The following is a 23,033-nucleotide window of genomic DNA, read 5'->3' on the forward strand; positions in this document are numbered from 1 at the left end:
CTATCACCCCCTAGATATTATCTAATGCTAATTTAACCTTTCTATATACTTCCTCTCCCACTTCATTGGCAAATTGCTTATTACCTATTACATTCCCTGCTATGGTTACATCTACTTTTACATCTTGTCCGATTCCTTTACCTGTAAGGAGTCTTTCAGATTTATCGGCAGATATAATAGTTTCTCCTGATGATAGTTTCCTTATTTCTCCACCTTCTTCATGGATTCTTGCCCACCCAGATGGAGAATAGCTTGTTCCTTTTGGAAATGCTGGATCTTCAGATGGTGAAGTATTAGTAGCTATATCATATTCTTTATTTTTCTTGAATAACTCTATAGTTCCTTTGACTGGATTTTTTAAGAATTCCATTAACCCCTTCCAAGCTTTTTTTATCTTTTCCCATGCTCTTATAAGCCACTCCATTATAGCTTCCCAGTTTCTCCATACAAGATACCCAGCTGCAACTACTGCACCTATTACTAAGACTAACCATCCTAGGGTAGTCATCTTTATAACTCCATCTAATACCATACTCATGGTTTTCCAAGCTTCCATAACTAAAACTACTAATGCTATAACTTTTATAACTGCATACATAGTAGTTACAAATACTAGTATAGTGGTTATAAGCTTTTCATGTTCTTTTACAAAGCTTAATACATTTTTTATAAAATCAACTACCTTAGTAACTCCATCGCCTATGGATTGTACCCAGCCTTGAATCTTTTCTTCATTGTTTGTAAACCATGTCTCTATCTTATCTATATATTCACCTATGAGTCCTGATTGAGTATTCATCATAGAAGTAAATATATTATTAGACGTATTTTTAAGTTTATCTAACTTAAAACCTATAGTATTAGTCATAGCTTCAAAAGTTTCATCTGTCATGCCTGCACTATCTATTACTTCTCCAAGGATATTATTAAAATCATTAAATCCACCTTCACTAGTTAAAGATATTGCAGCATTTAAGGCATTTACATCACCAAATAACTGATCCATAGCATCGGTGCTGCCACCAGTTTTTACTTTTATTTCTTCTAACCACTTAGCAAATCCTTTGCTTTTTATAGCACTAACACTAAAATCTATTCCTAATTTCTTAGCCATATCCTTTGCTTGTTCAGTGGGTTCAATTACATTGGACATTATCCCCTCTAGTCCTGCCATTGCTTTAGATGTAGACTGTCCACTTTTTGTAAGAGAACCAACAGCACCTAGTACCTCATCTAAACTTATACCTGCTGATTTTGCTATTGGAGTAACAGATCCTAGGGAACTTGCTAGTTCACCTATTGATGTGCCACCAAGATTTTGAGTTACTAGCATTTTATCACTTATACTTTGCATAGCTTCAGTTCCAGTAAGCCCATATACGTCCATTGTACTAGTCATGAGTTTTAGTGCACTGTTAGTATCTGTAAATCCAGATATAGCAAGTTTACTTGATAATACTGCTGCATCCATGCTTTCTTCCGCCTTTACACCAGAAGACATAGCAGCATACTGAGCATCTGCTAATTTATTGACTGCTACACCGGTTTTAGTGGAATTCTTTAATAACTCACTCTGTATCTTGTTTAATTCTAAAGAGTTTCCCGCGATAGATTTAACTTTTACACTAGCAGTTTCTAGTTCAATCATGCCTTTAAATCCTGTATCCACTGCTAAACCTCCAAAGGCCTTTGCTTTCGCCTTAGCCATTTTAGCTGATTTCTTGATTACATTGTCTATAGCCTTTACACTTTTATCTTTCCATTTTTCTATTAGAGTTTGTGATTCCTTAGTTTCTTCTTTGACTTTATCTACACTTTTGGTAATTCTTACTAAAGCCTGTGACATCCCATCTTTTAAAGCGAGCATAACTACTATTTCCTCTTTTACCAATTTCTCACCTACTTTCCTAATAGGGCTCTATATTTTTGTCTTTCATCTTCATAATATCTATTTATACTTTCCATATAAAATAGCTTTTCAAAGTATCCTAGATTAAGTAAATATTCTAGCTCATGTCCTCTAACTACCAGGAAGGATACACATTGCAGCCATCCATCCTGGTCTATTAGTTTTTTACTTCGTCATCTTTTATCTTATCTAGACCATAGAAACTATTTATTACTTCGATAATGTCTTTTATCTCATTTAACTGATCCTCTAGTACAGCACTGGGTAAATCAATTGGTTCAGCAACTCCATAGGCTTCCATAGCTTCTTGAGTATTAGTTTTAAAAATTGGACAACATTCATAGATTATTTCATTCATAGTATCAATGGTATTAATATTATCTTCTGCCAATCTTTCACTTAATTCCATATATCTCTGTAAAGGAATTTTCCTTATTTCTATTTCAGTATCTAAAACTTCACTTTTATAGTATTTAACCTGCATTTTATCATTTTTAGATTGATTTCTCTTTGTTATTATATCAGCTAAAGTCACTGTTCTATTGTTCATATAAATTCTCCTTTTTTATAAAATAGTTAACGCCTTAGATTCAATCTAAGGCGTTTTAAATTTATTGTAATATCTCTACTTCACTAGCCTTGAAAGGCATTTCTACTTCCCCAACAGACTTTTCTTCCCATGATTGTAAAGCAAGTTCATCGAAAGTTATACTTGTTACCTTAATTCTTTGAGTTTTTCCAGTTGCTCTATTGAAAGCCTTACCAATTATAGTAACATCTGGGACTCTACCTGCTACGTACTCAGCAAACAACAAATCTATTGCTTTGTTATAGTTTTTATCGGATTTTCTATAACTAAAACTTCCTTCATAACCATAGCCTAGTAAAACCCTATCTGTAGTCATTCCATTTGGTACATCTTCCCATTCTATAACCATTTTAACCTCAAAGCTCTTTACTTTATCCCATTCAGAATCGTTGACCCAGATATTGCCATTAGAACCATTCCAATATTGATTTCCTTTACTCATTATCTGCCACTTCCTTTCTACATATCTATTTTAAATTTAAAATCTTCCATAGCGTTTAATATTTTTATATTTCCATCTAAGAATACATTAGTACCTACTGTCATTTCCATAACCTTATCATCATCCCAAGTACTTACTTCTTCCTCTCCATATTTATAAATATTTGCTAACCTTTGTTGCTCTATATCTATCATAGCTTTATTTGAGAAGTTAGGATCTAGTAGGAGCTCATTTGCAATTTCTTTAAAATAACTATTAATGGCACCTATTAATAACATTTGGTTGTCTAGATAATTTTTATATTTACCTTTATAAAAATTCTTCCAAGTAGTGTAAATATCTGTATAAATCATATCCATAACTTCAACTATTAATATAAACTTCATGTCATCAGTAATTCCTTGCCCTGTAGTTACAAGTGATGTAATGCCTCTCGCAACCCTAACTTCACCTTCATCATTGTAAAGAATGAACTCACCCTTATTTATAGCTTCATCTAGATCTTCTGGTTCTTCTACAGCTTCAAACTTCTGCAGTGGTTTAGCAATGGCACTCATATCTAAGGATAAACCTGCAAGATAACCTAATAACCATGGAGAAGCCTTACCTCCATCTTGTTTTCCTCTGTTGTCCTTAAAAATCACCTTTTCATTAGTGAAATTAACTATGTGCATATCATCAGATGAAGCAGCTTTATATACTAACCCCTTATATCTTTTTTTATCATTTTTAACGCTGGCTTTTATAAAACTTACTAAGTCATTGGCTTCCTCTGCTGTTGCATCTGCAATACCAATCCAGCAATTCATTTCCACCTTACCTTTTATAGCTTTTAATAAATCTGCTAATACTCCATCATTATCCATTCTTGCTATTACTAGTTTCTTAGGTGATCCTTCTAAGACATCTTTAATATATGTTATATTTTCTTCTGTATATCTTAGCAACTCTTCTGATGTCAAGTCTTCTATGCTTCTATATTCCTTAAATGTAAATGTCTTATTGGTATCATCTTTAATGATTAATACTGCTACCCCTTTACTTCCTCTTTGAACGGCACTTACTCCTAATCCTTTAAATATGATTTCTATTTTGGGCATTCCTAAATCTGCCATATCCTCACTCCTTTATATTTAATTCTTCCATTAGCTCTTTATCCTCAAAATCAACACCAATACCTGATTTATCACGTGGATAATTTTCAGATATTCTAATGTCAAAATAACAATGTAGAACCTTATCAATTACATTAATTTCTAGTTCATTAATTTCAAATTTTACATATTCATCTACAGTAATCAAATTATTTTCTAGAAATAGTTCTACTAAGTCATCATACATATTTAACAATTCCATCCCATTTTCATCTGCTGTAGATGAAAAATAATAAATCCTAGCAGTCAAATAAGTGTCCCTTGATTCTCCCATAAAGTTACTAATTTTTATGTTATTCAAGTCAACAAAAAAAGAAGGTCTTACTACATCCTTCTCAACATCTGTACCAAAGACTATATTGGGAAATTTAGTCTTTATCCTTTTTACAATAGCCTTGTGTATATCAGTATATTTTACAATTTTTATCACCTCCTAAAGTAAATAGTTGCCTCATAAAACATCCTACTTTCTTATTTCCTCTTCAACTTAATCACCTCCTCTCTAATATTTGGATAATTTATCTAATGTAAATAATGTTATCTACCATATGGCCAATATAAAATTAACTTACAACAATTAAATGATTTAGATTCATTCTCATTATTCTTTAGAAAAATGAAACTCCTATTGTAGTTTAGATGTAATAAAAAAATCCCACAGAGGAACCCGTGAGATTTTTATAATCTTTATTTTTTCTGACATATGATCTGTGACAACTTTCCATGATACTATAATAGCATGCCTAAATTCATTTGTCAGTATAGTCTAAGTATACTCTTTGGGATTCCTTGCAGAGATTTTCTTTATGTATATTTCAGAGTATCCCAACTCGTCTGCAATCTCCCTCAAGGGCTTCCCTTCGATTTCTCTCATATATACTACCTTTTTATCTAATCCATCTAATCGTTCTATTCTCTCTTCCATTTCCTTTTTTAATTCTTCCATTTCATCTATAGTGCTTTGGTGCATAGATATATGTTCCTCAAGCTGGTGTAATCTAAATAAGGCTTCTTCAAATCCTATTTGATTAGATTCTTGTACTCTTGGCTTAGTGTAATCTATTCCCTTTACATCGCCTGGTCCATATAATTTAGCTAACTTTTTTATAGCTCTGATTTCTGCTTCATAAGTTTCTACCCTTAGCTTCCATATCTTTATCTCTTTACACAAATCTTTATATGATTTAATTATATCCATATATTTACTCCCCTTTCCTTTCTGCATCAATCTTTTTTATAACTATATCTACATTAAGTTTGGTACTATATATAAGTTGTATTTTAAATTTATATATAGTTTCAGCCATATCTCTTTGACTAATGATATTCCCTAATCTTTTTCAGCTACTACCTTAACCTCTACTTGCTATAAATGAAAACAATATAGTGCCATTTTATTTAAATGTACATATACTAATTATGAGGTGATATAAATGTCAAGGATCTCAAATATATGTCCTGATACATTAGTGCTCGTAGTTTCTTTGATTTCTATTTTAATTTCACAAGATTTAGATACTGATGATATTAATGTTTTAGGCAATGTTTTTACGCAAATTGGTGCTAGTTTGCTTACTAAAGCTGCTCAACAACAAAGTTTACAATCTAAAGAAGAACTTAAAACACAAATATCTGATATGGAAAAACAAATCGCAAATTTAAAGCGTCAATTATGTTAAACGTTCTTTCTTCAGTATCAAATATGTCCTTGCCCTTACATCTAGGACATATTATTCATGCCTTTCCCTCTAATCCAAGAGGTAACTTCCCACACCTATTGCATTTTATTTAATATACATCTCATATATTTAATAGGTTTGTATTTTCATATGTTTCAGAACTATCACAGGCCAAAGCAATTTCTTTTAAAGTTATTTCATCTGATTTTTCTTTATAGGTATTTTTCTAGAATATCTAGGCAATTTATATTTTTTCGCCTGTAAACTCTTTCATTAACCCTGTTAACTTTAGTCTATTTTTAACCAGCTTTCCATTTGCTTCTATACCTTTTCTATATAATTCTTCAAGCTCTAAATTTTCTTGGACAATATAATTTATCTGTTTCTCTATTTCATTTAATTCTTTTCTTCTTTCTAATATTTCCATTACTGAATTCTCCTTTCTTTTCTCAACTCTTTTTGGTTTCTTCAATTTGGTTCAACCCCTTTGAACATTAGGGGTAAAAAAATATACTTGAATCTCTTCCTGTGGAATACCTAGAAGTTCAGCCGCTAAAGCAATCTCATCTTGGACAAAATATATTCTCCCATTAAGCTTTAAAGATAGGGTTCTTTCCGATACTCTCATAGCTTTAGAAAAAGCTGATTGAGTGCTAAATTTCTCAGTAATTTTTCCCCGTAATTTATTGTAATTAAATGCCATTGAATAAATCCTCCCTTCTTTAAGTTCAATCTTGTTGAACTGATTTAAATATATCATTAGAATTTTTCTTTGTCAATAGATAAATTCAATTCACTTTAACTTTTGTATTTTATTCTTGAACTTTAGTTTAAAATATGATATATTAAATTTTAGAATGATAGGAGGGAAAATTTTGAAGAAATTAACTACATCTGATAGACTTAAAGAAATTATGAATAAACGTAGACTAAGACAGATTGATATATTAGAAATGACAAAGCCATATTCCGAAAAATACAATATAAAGATGAATAAATCTGATATAAGTCAGTATGTATCTGGCCTTGTTGAACCTGGTCAAGAAAAGCTCTCCATATTAGGAATGGCTTTGAACGTTAGTGAAGCTTGGTTAATGGGTTATAATGTACCTATGGATAGAGATTATATTCATACAACGAATATGGGAGTAGTTTCACTAAGAGAAGTGAAATTAATAAACAACCTTCGCAAGTTAAATCAAGTTGGCCAACAAGAAGCCATAAAAAGAGTTGAAGAACTTACTTATATAGATAAATATGCAATGAAAGAAGATTCTCATCTATTACCTAATGCTGCACATGAAATTGATGGAGCTTCCGAAAAAGATAAAGCCCATGATGACTCCATAATGGATGATGAAGATTTTTAGGAAGTTGACAGGGGGACTGATTAAATGACTTATGAAGAATTATTAGAAGAAGCAGAGATACATGAATTAGTTGTAAAAGAGAAACCTCTTAGGGCCTACAAGGGAAGAATTAAAGGAAATAGAATTGCTATAAAGAAAGATCTTAGCAATACAGATAAGAAATGCACATTAGCTGAAGAAATAGGACACTACCATACTACAGTAGGAAATATATTAGACCAATCAGATCTTAATAATAGAAAACAAGAGAGATATGCTAGGGCTTGGGGATATAGAAAATTAGTAAGAGTCACAAAATTAATCGATGCCTACAAGCATGGTGTTAGAAATAGGTTTGAGTTGGCTGAATATTTAGGTGTTACTGAGGAGTATATAGAAGAAGTTTTAATTTATTATAAACAAAAATATGGATTACAATATCAAATAAATAATTATTTGGTTTGTTTTGAACCATTATCAGTATTAGAAATATGGGAATAATTAATATCCTATATGTCACTACATAGTGAGTTTCTTGAAGATTAGTTTGGAACATTTACGAATTGTGTTAGAGAATATTTAAAAATGGAGAAACAAAAAGAATATATTCAGATGGAACTATTGGATAAAACAGTAGAAAAAATTAAATAATATTTATATAAATAAACTCCCTGACTAGAGGGAGTTTATTCTTTCACATTGGACGGTTTTAGGACAGATTTCGTTTTTTCTCAATCTGTCCTAATCCTTGTAACCGTGTATTCATTTGGAGGCGGCACCCAGATTTGAACTGGGGAGTAAAGGTTTTGCAGACCTCTGCCTTACCACTTGGCTATGCCGCCAAATATAAAGCCCTAATAATTAGGGCTCTTTTTAACATGGAGCGGAAAACGAGATTCGAACTCGCGACCCTCGCCTTGGCAAGGCGATGCTCTACCACTGAGCCATTTCCGCAGGAACTGTTACCTTTATAATAATAGCATATGTCATTAAATAAGTCAATACATTATCAAATCTTTTTTGTAAAATTTAACTTTTATTTATATATAAAAAGTCTATATCTAAAGATACAACATGGTGCCCGGAGCCGGAATCGAACCAGCGACACGTAGATTTTCAGTCTACTGCTCTACCGACTGAGCTATCCGGGCATAATAGCTGCCATATAGGCAGATATCGTACGCAACATTACTTAGTATATATTAATTTCTATTATTTGTCAACTATTAGTTTCTCTAATTCCTCTTTTGAGAAATAATATTTTGTGTTGCAAAAATGGCATACCATTTCTGCCTCTCCATCTTCATCTATTATGGCTCTAATTTCATCTTTTCCTATGCTAAGTAGAACTCTTTCAAGTCTTTCTCTTGAACAGTCACAGGAGTATTTTATTTCTACTTTATCTAATACTTCCATATGGAATCCTGACAGTAATTCATGCATAATATCTTCTGGTGATAGACCTTTATCTATTAGAGTTGATACTGGTTCCATTTTACTTAAGGTTTCTTCTATTTTAGCTATATCTTCATCAGGTACATTAGGTAATAATTGTATTATATATCCACCTGCAGCTTTTACTGAAATATCTTTATCTATTAATACTCCTAGACCTACTGCTGAAGGTTGTTGCTCTGATATTACATAATAGGTTGCTATGTCTTCTGCTATTTCACCAGACACTAGATTTGCTTGTCCTATATAGGGATCCTTAAGACCTAAGTCCATAATAGTAGTAATTGTACCATTATGTCCTACAAGTTTACCTACATCTAATTTACCATCAGTTTCTCTAGTAGGAACATCGGCATATGGATTATCCACATATCCCTTAATTCTACCTTGATTATTAGCTACTATCATAATTGTTCCTAGTGGCCCATCTCCAGCTATCTTTAAAGTAAGTCTATCCTGTTCATTTTTCATCATCATTCCCATCATAGCACCTGCAGTTAAGGATCTTCCTAAGGCTGCTGTAGCCGTGGGAGATGTATTATGAGCAACCCTTGCATCCTCGACCATGTTTGTTGTAGCTGCCACAAATATTCTTATATTTCCTTTTTTATCTATGCCTCTTATTAAATAATCTTTCATTCCAATCCTCCTGAATATCTATAATTATTTTATAGCAACAAAGTTTATTCTTTCAGTTTCATCTTTTGTTTTTTCAAATCCAAACGCTTCAAATGAATCTATAATCCTAAATCCAGCTTCTTTAAGTAATTCTCTTATTTCATCTTCTTCATAAGCCTTCTCTCTATGCTCCTCATCAAATCTTTCAAAATTTTCTCCGTCTTCACTGTAGAAAAAGGTTAAATAAAACTCACATATATCTTCATTATCATCATAATAGTTTTGCCAAGAATAGAATACCTCTTCCTTATCTTCTATAAATGTATTATTCCCTATTATATGCTTTAATTTATAATGGGAATTAATATCAAATATAAATATACCATCATCTTCTAAATGATTCCATACATTTTTAAAAGTTTTAAATAAATCTTCCTTTTCCGTTATATAATTTATGCTATCACATATGGATATAATGGAATCAAAAGACTCTTTTAAATTAAAATTAATCATATTTTGGTTTATTAATTTTACATTCTTAAATTTTCTAAGCTTTTCGTAAGCCTTAGATAGCATATCTGAAGATAAATCAAAACAAGTTAATCTATATCCCTGTTTTGCAAGATAATATGAGAGGTTACCTGTTCCACAGGCCATTTCAAGAATTTGTTTTGGTTCTTTATTATACTTTTTAAATATTTGTTCTATGTAATTAAACCAATCTTCATAATTAAAATCCATCATTAATTCATCATAGATATTAGCAAACCTATTGTAAATATCCATTTTCATCCCCCTTTTTTTGTTATTTACTCTTTCTTTTCTTCAGTATTTTTGTTCATTTCTCTTTTTCTTACAGTGATTAATCCACCTATTCTACCTGATTCTTTAGCTGTTAGTCCTCCCCAGCCCACATCATTTATTTTATCTATTAGTCCTAATTCCTCTGCTATTTCATACTTTAATTTGTCCTCTAAAGTTTCTATCTTTTTCTTTTTTTCTTTTTTCTTCTTCATACTTATCCCTCCTAAGCTTATTATTAGGAAGAACCCCTTCTTTTATTCCTAAAGGGTAAATATTTAAATAATAATTCACCTACAGAGTAAATTCCGTAGGTGAATTGTTTAATCAAAAGTAAATATATATGGGATATTTCTATAATGATCTCCGTAATTAAGTCCATATCCTACTATAAAGACATCTGGTATAGTAAAACCTACGAAATCTGGTTCTAAATCTACCTTCCTTCTACTAGGTTTATCTAACATTACACAAATCTTTACTGAGTTTGGATTTTTTAGACCTAAAGTTTCCTTTACTTTCTTTAGTGTATATCCAGAATCAATTATATCATCTACAATTAAAACATCTTTTCCCTCTATATCTGCTCTTATATCATGTACAATTTCTACGTTCCCTGATGATATCTCATCATGTCCATAACTTGCAGTTGTCATAAATTCAACTTCAACAGGTATGGATATTTCTCTAACTAAATCTGAAGCGAAAATAAAGCTACCTCTAAGTAATGATATCACTATTAAACTTTTATTATTGTATTCCTTAGATATGATTTCTCCTAATTCTCTAACTCTAGTGCTTATACTCTCTCTACTATAAAGGGTTCTCTCTCTCTTGCTGCTGTCCAAATTATTCTCTCCTTTCTCCTAAGTTAATATAGCTTGAACTTCTTAATAGAATCTTTCTTATATCTCTGATTTCCCTTAATATAAGATTAAGCGTATATTGAAGACTTACTAATATTATCAATATTATAGCACTAAATATGAATTTTGTATCCATAAATTATCTTATCCTTTCAGTTTATCTACTAAGCCTCTTCTTCACATAGTTCTAGTCTATTGTTATCGTTTTCAACATATTCTAATTTTGATACCGATACTTCGAAAGCAGTTCTTTTTTCTACTTCTCCATTGGAAAGTTTCTTCTGATACTCTCTACTCTGAATTCTACCCCAAAGTTTAATATGATCACCTACTAACATCTTCTCACAGAATCTTGCATTTCTTCCCCAAGCAATAGATGGTATATAGTCGGATTTATTATATGATCTATTTACTGCTATTAAAACATCTGTTATTTCTCTACCAAAAGGAGTCGTCCTATAAATGGGTTTCTTACATATATACCCATCTAAATAAATTTCATTAGGTTTTCTTAGAGCTTCTTCTAATTCTTCTTCCTCTGGTATATAGATTTCCTTAATAAATATAGTTAAAACTAGCCTATTACTATTGTCAATATATCTATTATAAGACCTTAGTTGTCCTTCTATTATAACATATTGTCCAATAGATAAGTCTACATCTACCATAAGTCTTTCGGAAACCGTTATTGGAAGAATATCTACAGAATCACTCAATCTAGGTACTTCAATATCTAGATTATAAAACCCTTCTCCGTACATTTCATGACTAAAAGTCCTTTCACTTGCCACTTTCCCAACTAATCTCACAATATTTGTTTCTACAGTCTTATCAATCATTATTAATGTCCCCCTCTATTCCTATGTTTTTTAAATCTATATCTAATATATTCTAGTAAGTAAAACAATATGAATAAAAATAAAAAATAATAGATATATCAAATTTATCATTTGTATATATCTATTATTAGACATAGAGTCTAAAAAATCCTTCTTTTTTGTAATTTTTTGTTAAAAAAAACTCAATTTTATTAAATATTTTTTCTCATAATATTTTATTTATATTAACTTCCATAAAATCTTTTAGCAAAAGTATATCTTCATCTATTAATAAACTAGTAGCAATAGTCGCTATAACGCTATATATATCTAGTTTATTCATATAATTAGCTTTTATAGGCAATTCATAAGGCTCTATTATATTTCCTCCAATGGTTACTATTTCTCTCTGAAAACATAAATTTGCATTTATTATGTCGTGAATATTACAACTAGAAATATTTATACTTGCTTTATTATTAAATCCATAGCTTATAATTATTGACTTAAGATTTTCCTCTAATAGATAATTCCATTTTTTTTCATCACAATTTATAATTATATATTCCGACTTATTAAATATTTTTTTAAGATTTTTATTTTCATAGCTTTTAGAGTTTAGAAATGTATGAACAACTATATTGAATTCAATATCCATATCCTTTATTGCATATATCAAGTCTTCCTTTATATCTATTAAAAGAATACTTCTATCTCCTTTATTTAATATAATTATATTCTCAGACTTGTTTTGGTATAAAATTTTATATTGGAATTTGTTTAAGATTTCTTTTAATAGTTTGAAACTTATTCTGTCTTTTAGTTCTTCCATTATTCCAATCACTATTATCTTTTGTTCTTCCATCTACATCCCCTAATCACTTTTTATTTTTGTAAAATCTGTCTTCCTGTATTATCCATTATAAAGTTTTCTTTATATATCAATTCAGAAATAGGAACAATTTCATATCCATCTTCCTGTAATCGCTCTATGACTAAAGGTAAATATTCTTTTATATACTTTGCATTATTGTGAAATAACACAATAGAACCGTTTCTTACATTTCTAGTTACTCTATCCACTACTGGCTGGACTCCAAATTCTTTCCAATCTAAAGAATCTACATCCCATTGAATAGTGTAATATCCATTATTTCTTGCAGTTTGTATTACTAAGTCATTATAATCTCCAAAAGGTGGTCTAAATAGTGTTGGCTTTTTTCCTGTCAAGTCTTCTATCTTTTTTCCTACTGTATTTAATTCCTCTGCCATTTTTTCTGCACTTAATTGACTCATATTAGGATGCGTTGTTGAGTGGTTTTCAACATCGTGGCCTCTTTTTGCGATTTCCTTTACATGCTCTGGATACTTTTCAACCCAGAAATCAACTAGAAAAAATGTACTCTTTACTTTATATTTATCTAGTGTGTCCAATATATGACTTGTATATTCATCGCCCCAAGCTGCATCAAAACTAATGGCAATCTTTTTATCTGGTGTTTCTACACTATATATTGGCAATTCTTTAGTTGGAGCAAATACTGTAGCAATATTTTCTGTAGTCTTAATTGTAACATAAACTAAACAAATTAGTGCTACACACAAAACTATTAACAATCTAATAGTAATATTAATATCATTCTTATAATACCTGTTTTTCATTTTTCCACCTCCAATACTTATATATATAATTTATTCATAAATAAGATTTATATTACTTAAGATTTTATCCTCTTGAAATAAGATGAAATTATGATTATTCCCTAAATTGGTTATTCATATACATTTTAAAATTAATTACCAGTATAGATATGTCCAAAAAGGTTATATTAATATTACAACGACAAAATAAGTTGTTGAATTAAGGAGGTTTTAAAAATGGCTAATAACAATAAAATAGTTGTTCCTGAAGCTAGAGCAGCCTTAAATCAAATGAAATTGGAAATAGCAAATGAATTAGGAATGTCAAATTATGATTCAATGGATAAAGGTAATTTGACTTCTAGACAAAACGGATATGTAGGCGGATATATGGTTAAACAATTAGTTAAGTCTGCTCAAAATCAACTAGCTGGAAAATAGTTTAGCTTAAAATAATATTAAAAATAGAGAAGTGGAATTCCACTTCTCTATTATTTTGTGCTATAATATAACCATGTAATACATGAAGAGAGGTGTTAAAAATTGTTTATAGAAAACACTGAAGAATTAGCACAGAACAAACTCCTTTTATTATACTTAATAAAATTATCTGATAAAGATTTTACAAATTCTGAAATAACTGAATTTGTATTAGAAAAAAACTATATGAATTTTTTCTTAGTACAGCAATACTTAAGTGAATTAATTAATTCTAATTTTATACAAATAGAAAACAAAAACTCTAGGGATGTATATATACTATTAGAAAAAGGTGAAATAGCTTTATCTTATTTTGAAAAAAGAATCCCTGTTCAAGTTAAAGAGGAGTTAAATAAGGTATTTAACAAATTAGAAAAAGAAAAGAAGATAGAAACTCAAGTGGTTACAGATTATTTTCAAAAAAACAATAACTTATACGTAGTAAATTTAAAGCTAGTTGAAAACGAAGATACTTTATTTAGTATCTATTTAGATGTAGCTACAAAAAAACAGGTAGATTTAATTTGTGATAAATGGAAGAAGAATCCAGAGGCTATTTATCAGAGTATAATCAATATACTTACAGATGAACAAACCACTCCATTAGAGTAGGAGAATTCCATTCGGTTCTTTTCCCACTCTAATGTTTTTTATATTTAAGCTATTTGATTCTTGAAATATATTTAATTCATTATTTAATATATTGGTTATATAAAGATTTGCCTTTCCATTCCATTTAATACTATTAGGCATACCACCTAAGTAAATTTTTGAGATACTTATTTCTTTATCTATTAATATTCTATAAATATATCCATCTTCTACATTTGAAAGATAGAATAAATCCCTGCCTTTTATTTTTACAAAGTTGGCATATATGCCTTTTAAGTCTATACTTACTTTTGTCTTGTGATCTTTGATTTCTATTTCTGATAAATTACTATAGTTATTCATACCATTACCTTTATATGAAAGAATAAATAGCCTAGTATTCTCTATTATCATTTTAATAGGTTGTTTAGTTAAGGTTATGGACGAGATCTTTTCACTATTTAAGTCTAAAATATTTATTGTATAGCAATTTCCATTGGCAATAAATACTTTTAAACCAATTTCATCAATTTGAATATCTGTAGGTCTTTCCCCTACAGATATATCTTCTATTAATGAAAATGTCTTTTCATCAACTACAGATATGGAGTTAGAATCACTGTTTGCTATATAGATTTTACCTTTAAAACTTTTAATAGAGGTAGGATTTTTACCTATTTTAATGAATCCCAGCAGCTTCTCACTTCCCATATCTATTTTCATAACAGAGTTATCATAGGAATTTGTAATATATATATTTTTTTCTTCTCCCTTAATCATATCGTAGGGCCCTAGTTTGCTATTTTCTAAGATGTCATTATCTATTTCTTTTCCTACAAGCTTAGATAAAAATATGGTCTTAGATTTAGAATCATCTTTAAAATCTTTTAAAGTTAAGCTATCATCACCAGTGTTGGCCACTAGTATTCTATCCTCATTCAATATATCACCTCCCTGTATATGTAATTTATGCAGGTGAGTATATATTGGTGAAATATAAAAAGGCTTCTAAATAAACATTAGAAGAAGCCTTTTTTGAAACTTATGAAGGTCATAGCAAGTTCTAAATTAGAAAAGATAAAAAGTAAAATCTCCCTATTCGCTATAAAAAAACTACTGTAGAAAGTCTACAGTAGTTTTGCTAAAGTTCTTACTTCTCCTATTAAATACAAAGAACCGCCAAATACTATCATATCATCTTCCTTAGCTAGCTCTAAAGCTTTTTCTATAGCCTTTTTTATATCTTTTTCTACAACAACATTTTGATTGTATTTAGATATTTCCTTAGCCAAATCTTCAGCATCTAATTTCCTAGGCATATTTACTTCTGTAACTACAATCTCATCTGCTAAAGGTGCCAATAACTCAACCATATGAGATGAATCTTTATCTTTTAATATCCCCAATCCAAGAATTAATTTATTATAGTTAAATAGACTAAGAGCTTTTTTCAACTGACTAATTCCTTGTACATTATGTGCTCCATCTATTAAGAAAGTTGGGTTCTTTCTTATAACTTCTAATCTTCCTGGCCACTTTGTTTTCTTTAGCCCTTCTCTAATTTGTTCCTCTGTAATATGGACTAATCCTTTTTCCTTTAAAATCAATATAGTAGTCAAAGCCAATGTAGCATTGTAAACTTGATACTCACCTAGCATAGATATTTTAATATCTTTTAATTCTATATTCTTATAATAGAAGTCGAAGGTGCTACCAGAACCATTTACTTCTTTAACCACAATATTTTCCATAGGGCATAAATAGAAATCAGATTCTTTTTCTTCTGCTGCTTTCTTTATAACCTCTAATGCTTCTGCCTCTTGAGGATAAGATACTACCATACTATTTTCCTTTATAATTCCTGCTTTTTGATAAGCAATTTTATCCAGTGTGTCTCCTAAAACATCAATATGATCATAATCTAAGGTAGTAATTATTGAGGCTAAAGGTGATGAAATAATATTAGTAGAATCATATCTACCACCTAATCCCACTTCTAGAATTACATAATCCACATTTTCCTCTTTAAAATACATAAAACCTATGGCAGTAACTATTTCAAAAGTAGTAGGATGCTCATATCCTTCTTGTACCATAATATTAGCCTTTTCTTTGATAAGACCAGTTATTCTTCCTAAAGTATCATCTGGTATATCTTGTCCATTTATCTGAATACGCTCATTAAATCTTTCTATATATGGTGAAGTAAATAACCCAACCTTATATTCACCTGCTTCTAGACAATGAGCCATGTAAGATGAGGTGGAACCTTTTCCATTGGTTCCACCTATATGAATATACTTTAGTCCTTCTTGAGGGTTCCCTAAGAGACTCATAAGCTTTCCTATTGAATCAAGTCCAAGTCTTGAGCCATATTTATCTTTATCATTTATATATTCTAAAGCCTCTTGATATTTCATTTTATCCTCCAGTTTATTTATTAGATTTTATGCTTTCAAGTCTTTCTATTACATTTTCAAGCATTTCTTCATATTTTCTTTGTTTTTCTTTCTCCTCATTTACTACTTTTTCAGGAGCTTTTTTAACAAATCCTTCATTAGATAATTTACCTACTACTCTTTTTATCTCATCTTCAAGTTTTTCTTTTTCCTTTTCTAATCTTTCGATTTCCTTCTCAAAATCAATTAAATCCTTTAAAGGTAAGAACACTTCACATTTATCCAATACTACAGAAATATTATCTTCTCCTATACCTTCCTTATTATCTACTATTTCAATTTCATCACTTGAAGCAAGATTTAGGAAATATCTTCTACCATTATGGATTATATTTTTTATTCTCTCATCCTTGGTCACAAATATTTGTTTAGATTTCCTAGAAGGTACGATATTCATTTCAGCCCTTGCATTTCTTATACCCTTAATTCCTGATTTAATGAATTCAATTGTTTCTTCTGATTCCGGGAAGTTGAACTCTTCTTTATATACTGGCCAGTTGCTCAATATTAAAGGAGTATCTCCTCCTGGTAAGTGTTGCCAAATCTCTTCAGTAATAAATGGCATAAATGGATGAAGCAATTTCAGTATATCTTTTAAAACAAATAATAAAACTTTTTCTGCTGTTTCTTTACTTTCCTTGTTCTCTCCATATAATCTGGATTTAACCATTTCGATATACCAGTCACAGTATTCATCCCATATGAAATTATATACCTTTTCAGCTGCCATACCTATTTCATATTTATCTAGATTTTCTGTTGCTTCTTTAGCTAAAGTATTTAATTTAGATAAAATCCATTTATCTTCTTCCTCTAAATTATCTAAAGTAAGCTCTTCTTTAGCAATGTCCTCTTCAAGATTCATTAAAACAAATCTAGTAGCATTCCACAATTTATTAGCAAAATTTCTATTGGATTCTACTCTTTCCACATAGAATCTCATATCATTTCCTGGGGAATTTCCCGTAACTAAAGTAAATCTAAGAGCATCTGCACCGTATTCATCTATTATTTCCAATGGATCTATACCATTTCCTAGAGACTTACTCATCTTTCTTCCTTGTGAGTCACGAACAAGTCCTGTAAAAAATACGTCTTTAAATGGCATTTCTCCCATTTGCTCTATACTTGAAAATACCATCCTAACTACCCAGAAAAATATAATATCATATCCAGTAACTAATACATCCGTTGGGAAGAAATAGCTTAAATCCTCTGTTTTATCAGGCCATCCTAAAGTGGAAAAAGGCCATAAAGCAGATGAAAACCAAGTATCTAATGTATCAGTATCTTGATGTAAATTTATACTATTACATTTACTACATTTGTCTGGTTTTGTTCTAGATACCATGATTTCATCACAATCTTCACAGTAATATACTGGAAGTCTATGACCCCACCATAATTGTCTAGAAATACACCAGTCTTTTATACCCTCTAACCAATTCACATAAACCTTACCAAATCTTTCAGGTATGAAATTTAATTCTCCATTTTTATATGCTTCTAATGCCGGTTTAGCTAGGGATTCCATTTTTACAAACCATTGCTTTGAAATAAGAGGCTCTACTATGGTAGTACATCTTTCACAATGTCCTACTGCATTTTGATGATCTTTAATTTCTACTAAATAGCCTTCCCTATCTAAGTCTTCAATTATTTTCTTTCTTGCTTCATATCTTTCTAAACCTTGGTATACTCCACCTTTAGAGCTAATAGTTCCATCTTCATTCATTATTACATATTGACCAAGATTGTGTCTTTCTCCTACTTCAAAGTCATTAGGGTCATGGGATGGAGTTATTTTAACTGCTCCTGTACCAAATTCCATTTCTACATAGTCATCTGCTATAATAGGAATCTCTCTATTCATAAGTGGAAGAATTACTGTTTTTCCCACAAGGTCTTTATATCTTTCATCCTCTGGATTTACAGCTATGGCTAAGTCTCCTAGCATGGTTTCTGGTCTAGTAGTCGCTATAACTATAAATCCATCACCATCTTTAATAGGATATTTAATATGCCATATGCTTCCATTGGAATCTTCGTGTTCTACTTCTGCATCTGATATGGCAGTTCTACAACTTGGACACCAGTTAATTATCCTATCTCCCCTATATATTAGACCCTTCTCATATAATCTAATAAAAACTTCTTCTACAGCCTTACTTAATCCTTCATCTAGAGTAAATCTATCTCTACTCCAGTCACAGGAAACTCCAAGTTTTTTAAGTTGGTTTTTAATTGTATTTCCATATTTATGAGTCCAATCCCAAGCTTCTTCTAGAAAACCTTCACGACCTAATTCTTCCTTAGATCTACCTTCTTTTTTTATCTTTTCTACTACTTTTGCTTCAGTTGATATACTGGCATGATCTGTACCTGGTAACCATAGTGCTGAATACCCTTCCATCCTCTTCCATCTAGTTAAAATATCTTGGATAGTATTGTTAAGTGCATGACCCATATGAAGACTTCCCGTTACATTTGGTGGTGGCATCATTATTGTAAAGGGTTTCTTAGTTTTATCCACATGAGCTGTAAAATGTCCATTATCATTCCAATATTTATAGAGTCTATCTTCAAAGTCCTTTGGATTATAAGTCTTTGGTAAATTTTCTAACATAATATCACTCCTTATTATAATAATTTCATAGTCAGTAAAGACTATGCAGCTAATATATTTCTATTATTTAGTAACAGAAGAAGGAGTTTATCCTTCATCAGATGTTACTTACAAATTACGCAGTTTCGAAACTCAAATCTATTTACTCGCTATGCTCGTATAGATTTGGTTCTCGTTGCGTTTGACCTACATCAGCTGACTGTCGTTCGCTGTGTTAGGTCATAAAAAATCCCTTCATCCTTAACACTCTAAGGACGAAGGGTAATTCGCGGTACCACCTTAATTCCATAAAAACTATGGCTCTCACATCATATAAGGGTTAAAACCCTTCAAACTTACTTTATTTCAGTTTGAATGCTCAAAAGCTACCTTCAGTAAATATTTAACTTAGGATTTTTCAGCCTAGAATCCTCTCTCTGTAAAGGATATTTACTTACTCCTCTTTATCAAAGCAAAATATAAAATTATTGATTTAATTATATATATATAAGATTTATTTGTCAACCATATCATTCAACCTATTATGTCCCATTTTTATATAAATTATAAAATAATTTATAAAGGCTATAATATTCAAGGCTACTGTTAAGAAAAATAAGCTTGTAGATAATAACTCAGGTAATTTAAATACAATAGATAAGGTTGCAGCATAAAACGATAGGGTTGCTACCTTTCCATATTTATTTGAGGGCATTACTTGTTTCCCCTTAAATAGATATAATATGGCTCCACCTGATATCATGGCTATTTCCTTTATTCCTAGGGCAATTAGTATCCAAACAGATATAATTCCTTTAGTAGTAAAACTAATAAGAATAGTAAACATCATCAATTTATCTGCAATAGGATCTAGAACTATCCCGAGTCTAGATGTCATATTATATTTTCTTGCTATATATCCGTCTAAAACATCAGATATTCCTGCAATAATAAATATAATTCCTGCCAATAAAATATTGTTTCTTAAACTAGAATAAAAAAAGTATAGATAGACTGGAATTAGTAGTATTCTTAAAATTGTTATCATATTTGCTATGTTCATTTAATCACTCCTTGCCTGATAAGTAATTTAGTAACCTTTAGTTTGTTTTAGAATATTATAGCATTAAATAAGATTTTCGTATACCTATTTTATGTTAGGAGTGATAAGATGTCAAAGCTTTTAAGAAAAATTTCGTTTGTATTAATCCTAATGGTAGTACTATCATTTGGTTTAGTTGGTTGTCAAAAGAATTCTGAGCTACAAACCATTAGGCTAGTTGAAGTTACTCACTCCCTATTTTATACACCACAATATGTAGCTATTAATCAAGGGTTCTTTGAGGAAGAAGGACTAAAAATTGAGCTGCTCAATGGTAAAGGTGCGGATAAAGTTATGACTTCATTATTGAGTGATGAGGCTGAAATTGGATTTATGGGTCCTGAAGCATCTGTATATGTTTACAACCAAGGAAGAGATAATTATGTAATTAACTTTGCACAATTAACTCAGAGAGATGGTTCCTTTTTAGTAGGTAGAGAAAAGGATGATAACTTCACCTTTGATAAACTTAAAGGTAAAACTGTCATAGGAGGCAGAAAAGGCGGTATGCCTGAAATGACTTTAGAGTATGTAATTAAAAATCATGGCCTAGAAATAGGTAGAGATGTTGATGTAAGAACAGACATACAATTTGACGTAATGGCTGGAGCATTTGTTGCTGGTGAAGGTGATTATGTAGCATTATTTGAGCCTGTTGCAGCCACATTAGAAAAAGAAGGCAAAGGCTATGTAGTGGCTTCCATAGGTGAAGAAGGCGGATATTTACCATATACTTGTTACTCAGCAACTAAAGAATATATTGAAAAGAACCCTGATATAATCCAAAAATTTACAAATGCAATTTATAAAGGCATGGTTTGGGTTCAAGAACATAATAGTGAGGAAATTGCAGATGCAGTAATGCCACAATTTCCAGATACAGATAAAGATGTTTTAATCTCTCTAATAGAAAGATATAGAGATCAAGACTCTTGGAAACCAGATTTAATCATTACAGAAGAAGGATTAGACCATATGATGAATATTATGGAACTGGCTGGAGAACTGGATCAAAGAGCAGATTATAATAAAATAGTAACTACTGAATTTGCTAAGAAAGCTATGAAATAGATAAAGGGCTTAAGCCCTTTATCTATTTATTTTAATTTATCATTTTATTAAAGTAATACTGCCGCTATTGTTCCAAATATTAATAATGGAATATTATAATGGAGAAATGTAGGTACACAAGTATCCCAAATATGATCATGCTGACCATCTACATTAAGGCCAGCAGTAGGTCCCAGTGTACTGTCTGATGCAGGGGAACCTGCGTCTCCCAATGCCCCTGCTGTACCTACTAAACAAATTGTTGCAGCAGGACTAAAGCCTAATGCTGTACATAGAGGTACAAATATTGTTGCAATTATTGGGACTGTTCCAAAAGATGTACCAATGCCTAAAGTAATAATTAATCCTATTAATAGCATTGTAAATGCTGCTATTGCTTTACTTCCTCCCATCATACCTGCCGCTGCCTTTACTAAAGATTCTACTCCGCCTGTTTCTCTAATAACTGCACCATAACCTGAAGCAACTAACATTACAAAAGCAATAAATCCCATTAATCCAATACCACCATTTATCATATCATCAAGCTCTTTCCATTTAAATCCACCTAGCATCATCATCAATGCTAATCCTGATATAGCCCCCAAGGGAAGGGATTTTGTTATAATTTGAATTGCAAATGCTGCTACAGCTCCTACTAATGCAGCCCAGTGCTCTCTTGTCATTCCTTGTTCTTCTATGTCTTTAGTATTCGATTCCTGTGATTCAAGTTCTTTATATTCCCTTGGTTTTTTATAGCTTATTAACACAGCTATAAATAATCCTACTATCATTCCTATACCTGGAAGCAACATTGATTTCCAAATCATATTTCTTTCTACAAGGACTCCATTATCTATCAAAGCTTCTCTTATTATGTTATGAAAAAGGAGTCCAAATCCTACTGGTAATATTATATAAGGAGCCTTAAGTCCAAATGTTAGTGCTGCTGCTACACCTCTTCTATCAATCTTAAATTTGTTCATAACAGGGATTAAAGGAGGTATTAATATTGGAATAAAAGCTATGTGGACTGGAATTAAGTTTTGGGAAAAGCAAGCCACAACAGCTATTAATAATACAAATAGCCTTCTTCTACCATCTATTATCCTTCCTATTTTTCTAGCTAGTATGTCTGCAACTCCCGTCTTGCCAATTGCTACTGCTAATGCACCAAGTAGTATATATGACAATGCAGTTTCTGCACTCCCACCCATTCCACTAATTAAGGTAGCAATGGAATCGCCTACTGACATACCAGATAATACACCACCTGCCATTGCTGATACAATAAGTGCGATTAATACATTTACTCTTAATAAACATAATACAGCCATGACTAATACTGATAATAGCACCGGATTGGTTAACATAATATCCCTCCTTGATTTACTAATATATCCATTAAAATATTCTTTTAACATA

The 23,033-nt window shown here is 30.8% G+C and carries 26 protein-coding genes, 3 tRNA genes and 1 other annotated feature; of the genes, 6 read left to right on the plus strand and 23 right to left on the minus strand.

From position 1 onward, the window contains the following. Positions 1-10 precede the first annotated feature (10 nt). The 6 genes from RBU61_RS12120 to RBU61_RS12145 form a co-directional block, all read right to left on the minus strand. A complete protein-coding gene (locus RBU61_RS12120) occupies positions 11-1,891 on the minus strand; it encodes a phage tail tape measure protein (RefSeq protein ID WP_308875683.1) in 1,881 nt (626 codons plus the stop codon). Between the two features lie 175 nt (positions 1,892-2,066). Then, positions 2,067-2,459, minus strand: a complete 393-nt coding sequence (locus tag RBU61_RS12125) for a hypothetical protein (RefSeq protein ID WP_154442778.1) — start codon at positions 2,457-2,459, stop codon at positions 2,067-2,069. A 61-nt stretch (positions 2,460-2,520) separates the two neighbouring features. Continuing rightward, positions 2,521-2,940 carry a phage tail tube protein gene (locus tag RBU61_RS12130; RefSeq protein ID WP_308875684.1) on the minus strand — a complete coding sequence of 140 codons (420 nt, stop codon included), beginning with the start codon at positions 2,938-2,940 and terminating at the stop codon, positions 2,521-2,523. Between the two features lie 17 nt (positions 2,941-2,957). Beyond that, entirely contained in the window at positions 2,958-4,055 is a 1,098-nt protein-coding gene (locus RBU61_RS12135; RefSeq protein ID WP_308875685.1) for a phage tail sheath C-terminal domain-containing protein, read from the minus strand. Between the two features lie 4 nt (positions 4,056-4,059). Beyond that, on the minus strand, positions 4,060-4,524 hold the full coding sequence (locus tag RBU61_RS12140; RefSeq protein WP_308875686.1) for a DUF6838 family protein: 465 nt from the start codon (positions 4,522-4,524) through the stop codon (positions 4,060-4,062). A gap of 336 nt (positions 4,525-4,860) precedes the next feature. Continuing rightward, complete coding sequence (locus RBU61_RS12145; protein WP_308875688.1) at positions 4,861-5,292, minus strand: sigma factor-like helix-turn-helix DNA-binding protein; 432 nt, start codon at positions 5,290-5,292, stop codon at positions 4,861-4,863. A 235-nt stretch (positions 5,293-5,527) separates the two neighbouring features. Here RBU61_RS12145 and RBU61_RS12150 point away from each other — a divergent pair, with 235 nt between their 5' ends. After that, complete coding sequence (locus tag RBU61_RS12150) at positions 5,528-5,773, plus strand: hypothetical protein (protein WP_308875689.1); 246 nt, start codon at positions 5,528-5,530, stop codon at positions 5,771-5,773. A gap of 244 nt (positions 5,774-6,017) precedes the next feature. Here RBU61_RS12150 and RBU61_RS12155 read toward each other — a convergent pair whose 3' ends face one another. Next, complete coding sequence (locus tag RBU61_RS12155; protein ID WP_308875690.1) at positions 6,018-6,245, minus strand: hypothetical protein; 228 nt, start codon at positions 6,243-6,245, stop codon at positions 6,018-6,020. 6 nt (positions 6,246-6,251) lie between these two features. Beyond that, on the minus strand, positions 6,252-6,476 hold the full coding sequence (locus RBU61_RS12160; protein ID WP_308875692.1) for a DUF739 family protein: 225 nt from the start codon (positions 6,474-6,476) through the stop codon (positions 6,252-6,254). A gap of 172 nt (positions 6,477-6,648) precedes the next feature. Here RBU61_RS12160 and RBU61_RS12165 point away from each other — a divergent pair, with 172 nt between their 5' ends. Beyond that, positions 6,649-7,143, plus strand: coding sequence for a hypothetical protein (locus RBU61_RS12165; protein WP_308875693.1), 495 nt, complete (start codon positions 6,649-6,651; stop codon positions 7,141-7,143). Positions 7,144-7,167: 24 nt separating this feature from the next. Then, positions 7,168-7,623: an ImmA/IrrE family metallo-endopeptidase gene (locus tag RBU61_RS12170; RefSeq protein WP_308875694.1), complete on the plus strand. Its 456-nt coding sequence runs from the start codon at positions 7,168-7,170 to the stop codon at positions 7,621-7,623. Positions 7,624-7,889: 266 nt separating this feature from the next. Here RBU61_RS12170 and RBU61_RS12175 read toward each other — a convergent pair. The 10 genes from RBU61_RS12175 to RBU61_RS12220 form a co-directional block, all read right to left on the minus strand. Beyond that, positions 7,890-7,964: transfer RNA gene (locus RBU61_RS12175), tRNA-Cys, on the minus strand. A gap of 37 nt (positions 7,965-8,001) precedes the next feature. Further along, positions 8,002-8,076 (minus strand) — tRNA-Gly (locus RBU61_RS12180). 121 nt (positions 8,077-8,197) lie between these two features. Then, a tRNA-Phe gene (locus RBU61_RS12185) sits at positions 8,198-8,273 on the minus strand. Positions 8,274-8,334: 61 nt separating this feature from the next. Beyond that, positions 8,335-9,216: an Hsp33 family molecular chaperone HslO gene (gene hslO / locus RBU61_RS12190; RefSeq protein ID WP_308875697.1), complete on the minus strand. Its 882-nt coding sequence runs from the start codon at positions 9,214-9,216 to the stop codon at positions 8,335-8,337. 24 nt (positions 9,217-9,240) lie between these two features. Then, positions 9,241-9,981: a methyltransferase domain-containing protein gene (locus tag RBU61_RS12195; RefSeq protein ID WP_308875700.1), complete on the minus strand. Its 741-nt coding sequence runs from the start codon at positions 9,979-9,981 to the stop codon at positions 9,241-9,243. Positions 9,982-10,004: 23 nt separating this feature from the next. After that, entirely contained in the window at positions 10,005-10,211 is a 207-nt protein-coding gene (locus RBU61_RS12200; RefSeq protein WP_308875702.1) for a small, acid-soluble spore protein, alpha/beta type, read from the minus strand. 108 nt (positions 10,212-10,319) lie between these two features. Continuing rightward, the gene (gene hpt, locus RBU61_RS12205; protein WP_308875704.1) at positions 10,320-10,844 is read right to left on the minus strand and encodes a hypoxanthine phosphoribosyltransferase; all 525 of its coding nucleotides are present in this window, start codon (positions 10,842-10,844) and stop codon (positions 10,320-10,322) included. 182 nt (positions 10,845-11,026) lie between these two features. Further along, entirely contained in the window at positions 11,027-11,701 is a 675-nt protein-coding gene (locus tag RBU61_RS12210) for a single-stranded DNA-binding protein (RefSeq protein WP_308875705.1), read from the minus strand. Between the two features lie 205 nt (positions 11,702-11,906). After that, positions 11,907-12,545: a hypothetical protein gene (locus RBU61_RS12215; RefSeq protein ID WP_308875706.1), complete on the minus strand. Its 639-nt coding sequence runs from the start codon at positions 12,543-12,545 to the stop codon at positions 11,907-11,909. Positions 12,546-12,565: 20 nt separating this feature from the next. Continuing rightward, positions 12,566-13,342 (minus strand): polysaccharide deacetylase family protein, encoded by a 777-nt coding sequence (locus tag RBU61_RS12220; RefSeq protein WP_308875708.1) that lies wholly within the window; start codon positions 13,340-13,342, stop codon positions 12,566-12,568. A gap of 216 nt (positions 13,343-13,558) precedes the next feature. On the opposite strand from RBU61_RS12220, the gene RBU61_RS12225 reads away from it, so the two are divergent. Beyond that, entirely contained in the window at positions 13,559-13,762 is a 204-nt protein-coding gene (locus RBU61_RS12225; protein WP_308875709.1) for an alpha/beta-type small acid-soluble spore protein, read from the plus strand. Between the two features lie 102 nt (positions 13,763-13,864). Continuing rightward, positions 13,865-14,413, plus strand: coding sequence for a DUF4364 family protein (locus tag RBU61_RS12230; RefSeq protein WP_308875710.1), 549 nt, complete (start codon positions 13,865-13,867; stop codon positions 14,411-14,413). On the opposite strand, the gene RBU61_RS12235 is transcribed toward RBU61_RS12230, so the two are convergent. The 4 genes from RBU61_RS12235 to pgsA form a co-directional block, all read right to left on the minus strand. Next, on the minus strand, positions 14,405-15,334 hold the full coding sequence (locus RBU61_RS12235; protein ID WP_308875711.1) for a hypothetical protein: 930 nt from the start codon (positions 15,332-15,334) through the stop codon (positions 14,405-14,407). The two genes, RBU61_RS12230 and RBU61_RS12235, sit on opposite strands and share 9 nt — an antisense overlap. A 185-nt stretch (positions 15,335-15,519) precedes the next feature. Next, on the minus strand, positions 15,520-16,812 hold the full coding sequence (locus tag RBU61_RS12240; protein ID WP_308875712.1) for a folylpolyglutamate synthase/dihydrofolate synthase family protein: 1,293 nt from the start codon (positions 16,810-16,812) through the stop codon (positions 15,520-15,522). Positions 16,813-16,825: 13 nt separating this feature from the next. Beyond that, entirely contained in the window at positions 16,826-19,477 is a 2,652-nt protein-coding gene (locus tag RBU61_RS12245; protein WP_308875713.1) for a valine--tRNA ligase, read from the minus strand. Between the two features lie 247 nt (positions 19,478-19,724). Next, positions 19,725-19,936: a binding site (T-box leader), on the minus strand. Between the two features lie 34 nt (positions 19,937-19,970). After that, complete coding sequence (gene pgsA / locus RBU61_RS12250; protein ID WP_308875714.1) at positions 19,971-20,519, minus strand: CDP-diacylglycerol--glycerol-3-phosphate 3-phosphatidyltransferase; 549 nt, start codon at positions 20,517-20,519, stop codon at positions 19,971-19,973. 108 nt (positions 20,520-20,627) lie between these two features. Between pgsA and RBU61_RS12255 the strand changes: the two genes are divergently transcribed. Next, entirely contained in the window at positions 20,628-21,629 is a 1,002-nt protein-coding gene (locus tag RBU61_RS12255; RefSeq protein ID WP_308875715.1) for an ABC transporter substrate-binding protein, read from the plus strand. A gap of 47 nt (positions 21,630-21,676) precedes the next feature. Here the strand turns inward: RBU61_RS12255 and RBU61_RS12260 are convergent, their stop codons facing one another. Next, a complete protein-coding gene (locus RBU61_RS12260; protein WP_308875716.1) occupies positions 21,677-22,981 on the minus strand; it encodes a Na+/H+ antiporter family protein in 1,305 nt (434 codons plus the stop codon). Positions 22,982-23,033: the final 52 nt, after the last annotated feature.

It is taken from the genome of Tissierella sp. MB52-C2 (assembly GCF_030931715.1).
GTDB lineage: Bacteria > Bacillota > Clostridia > Tissierellales > Tissierellaceae > Tissierella.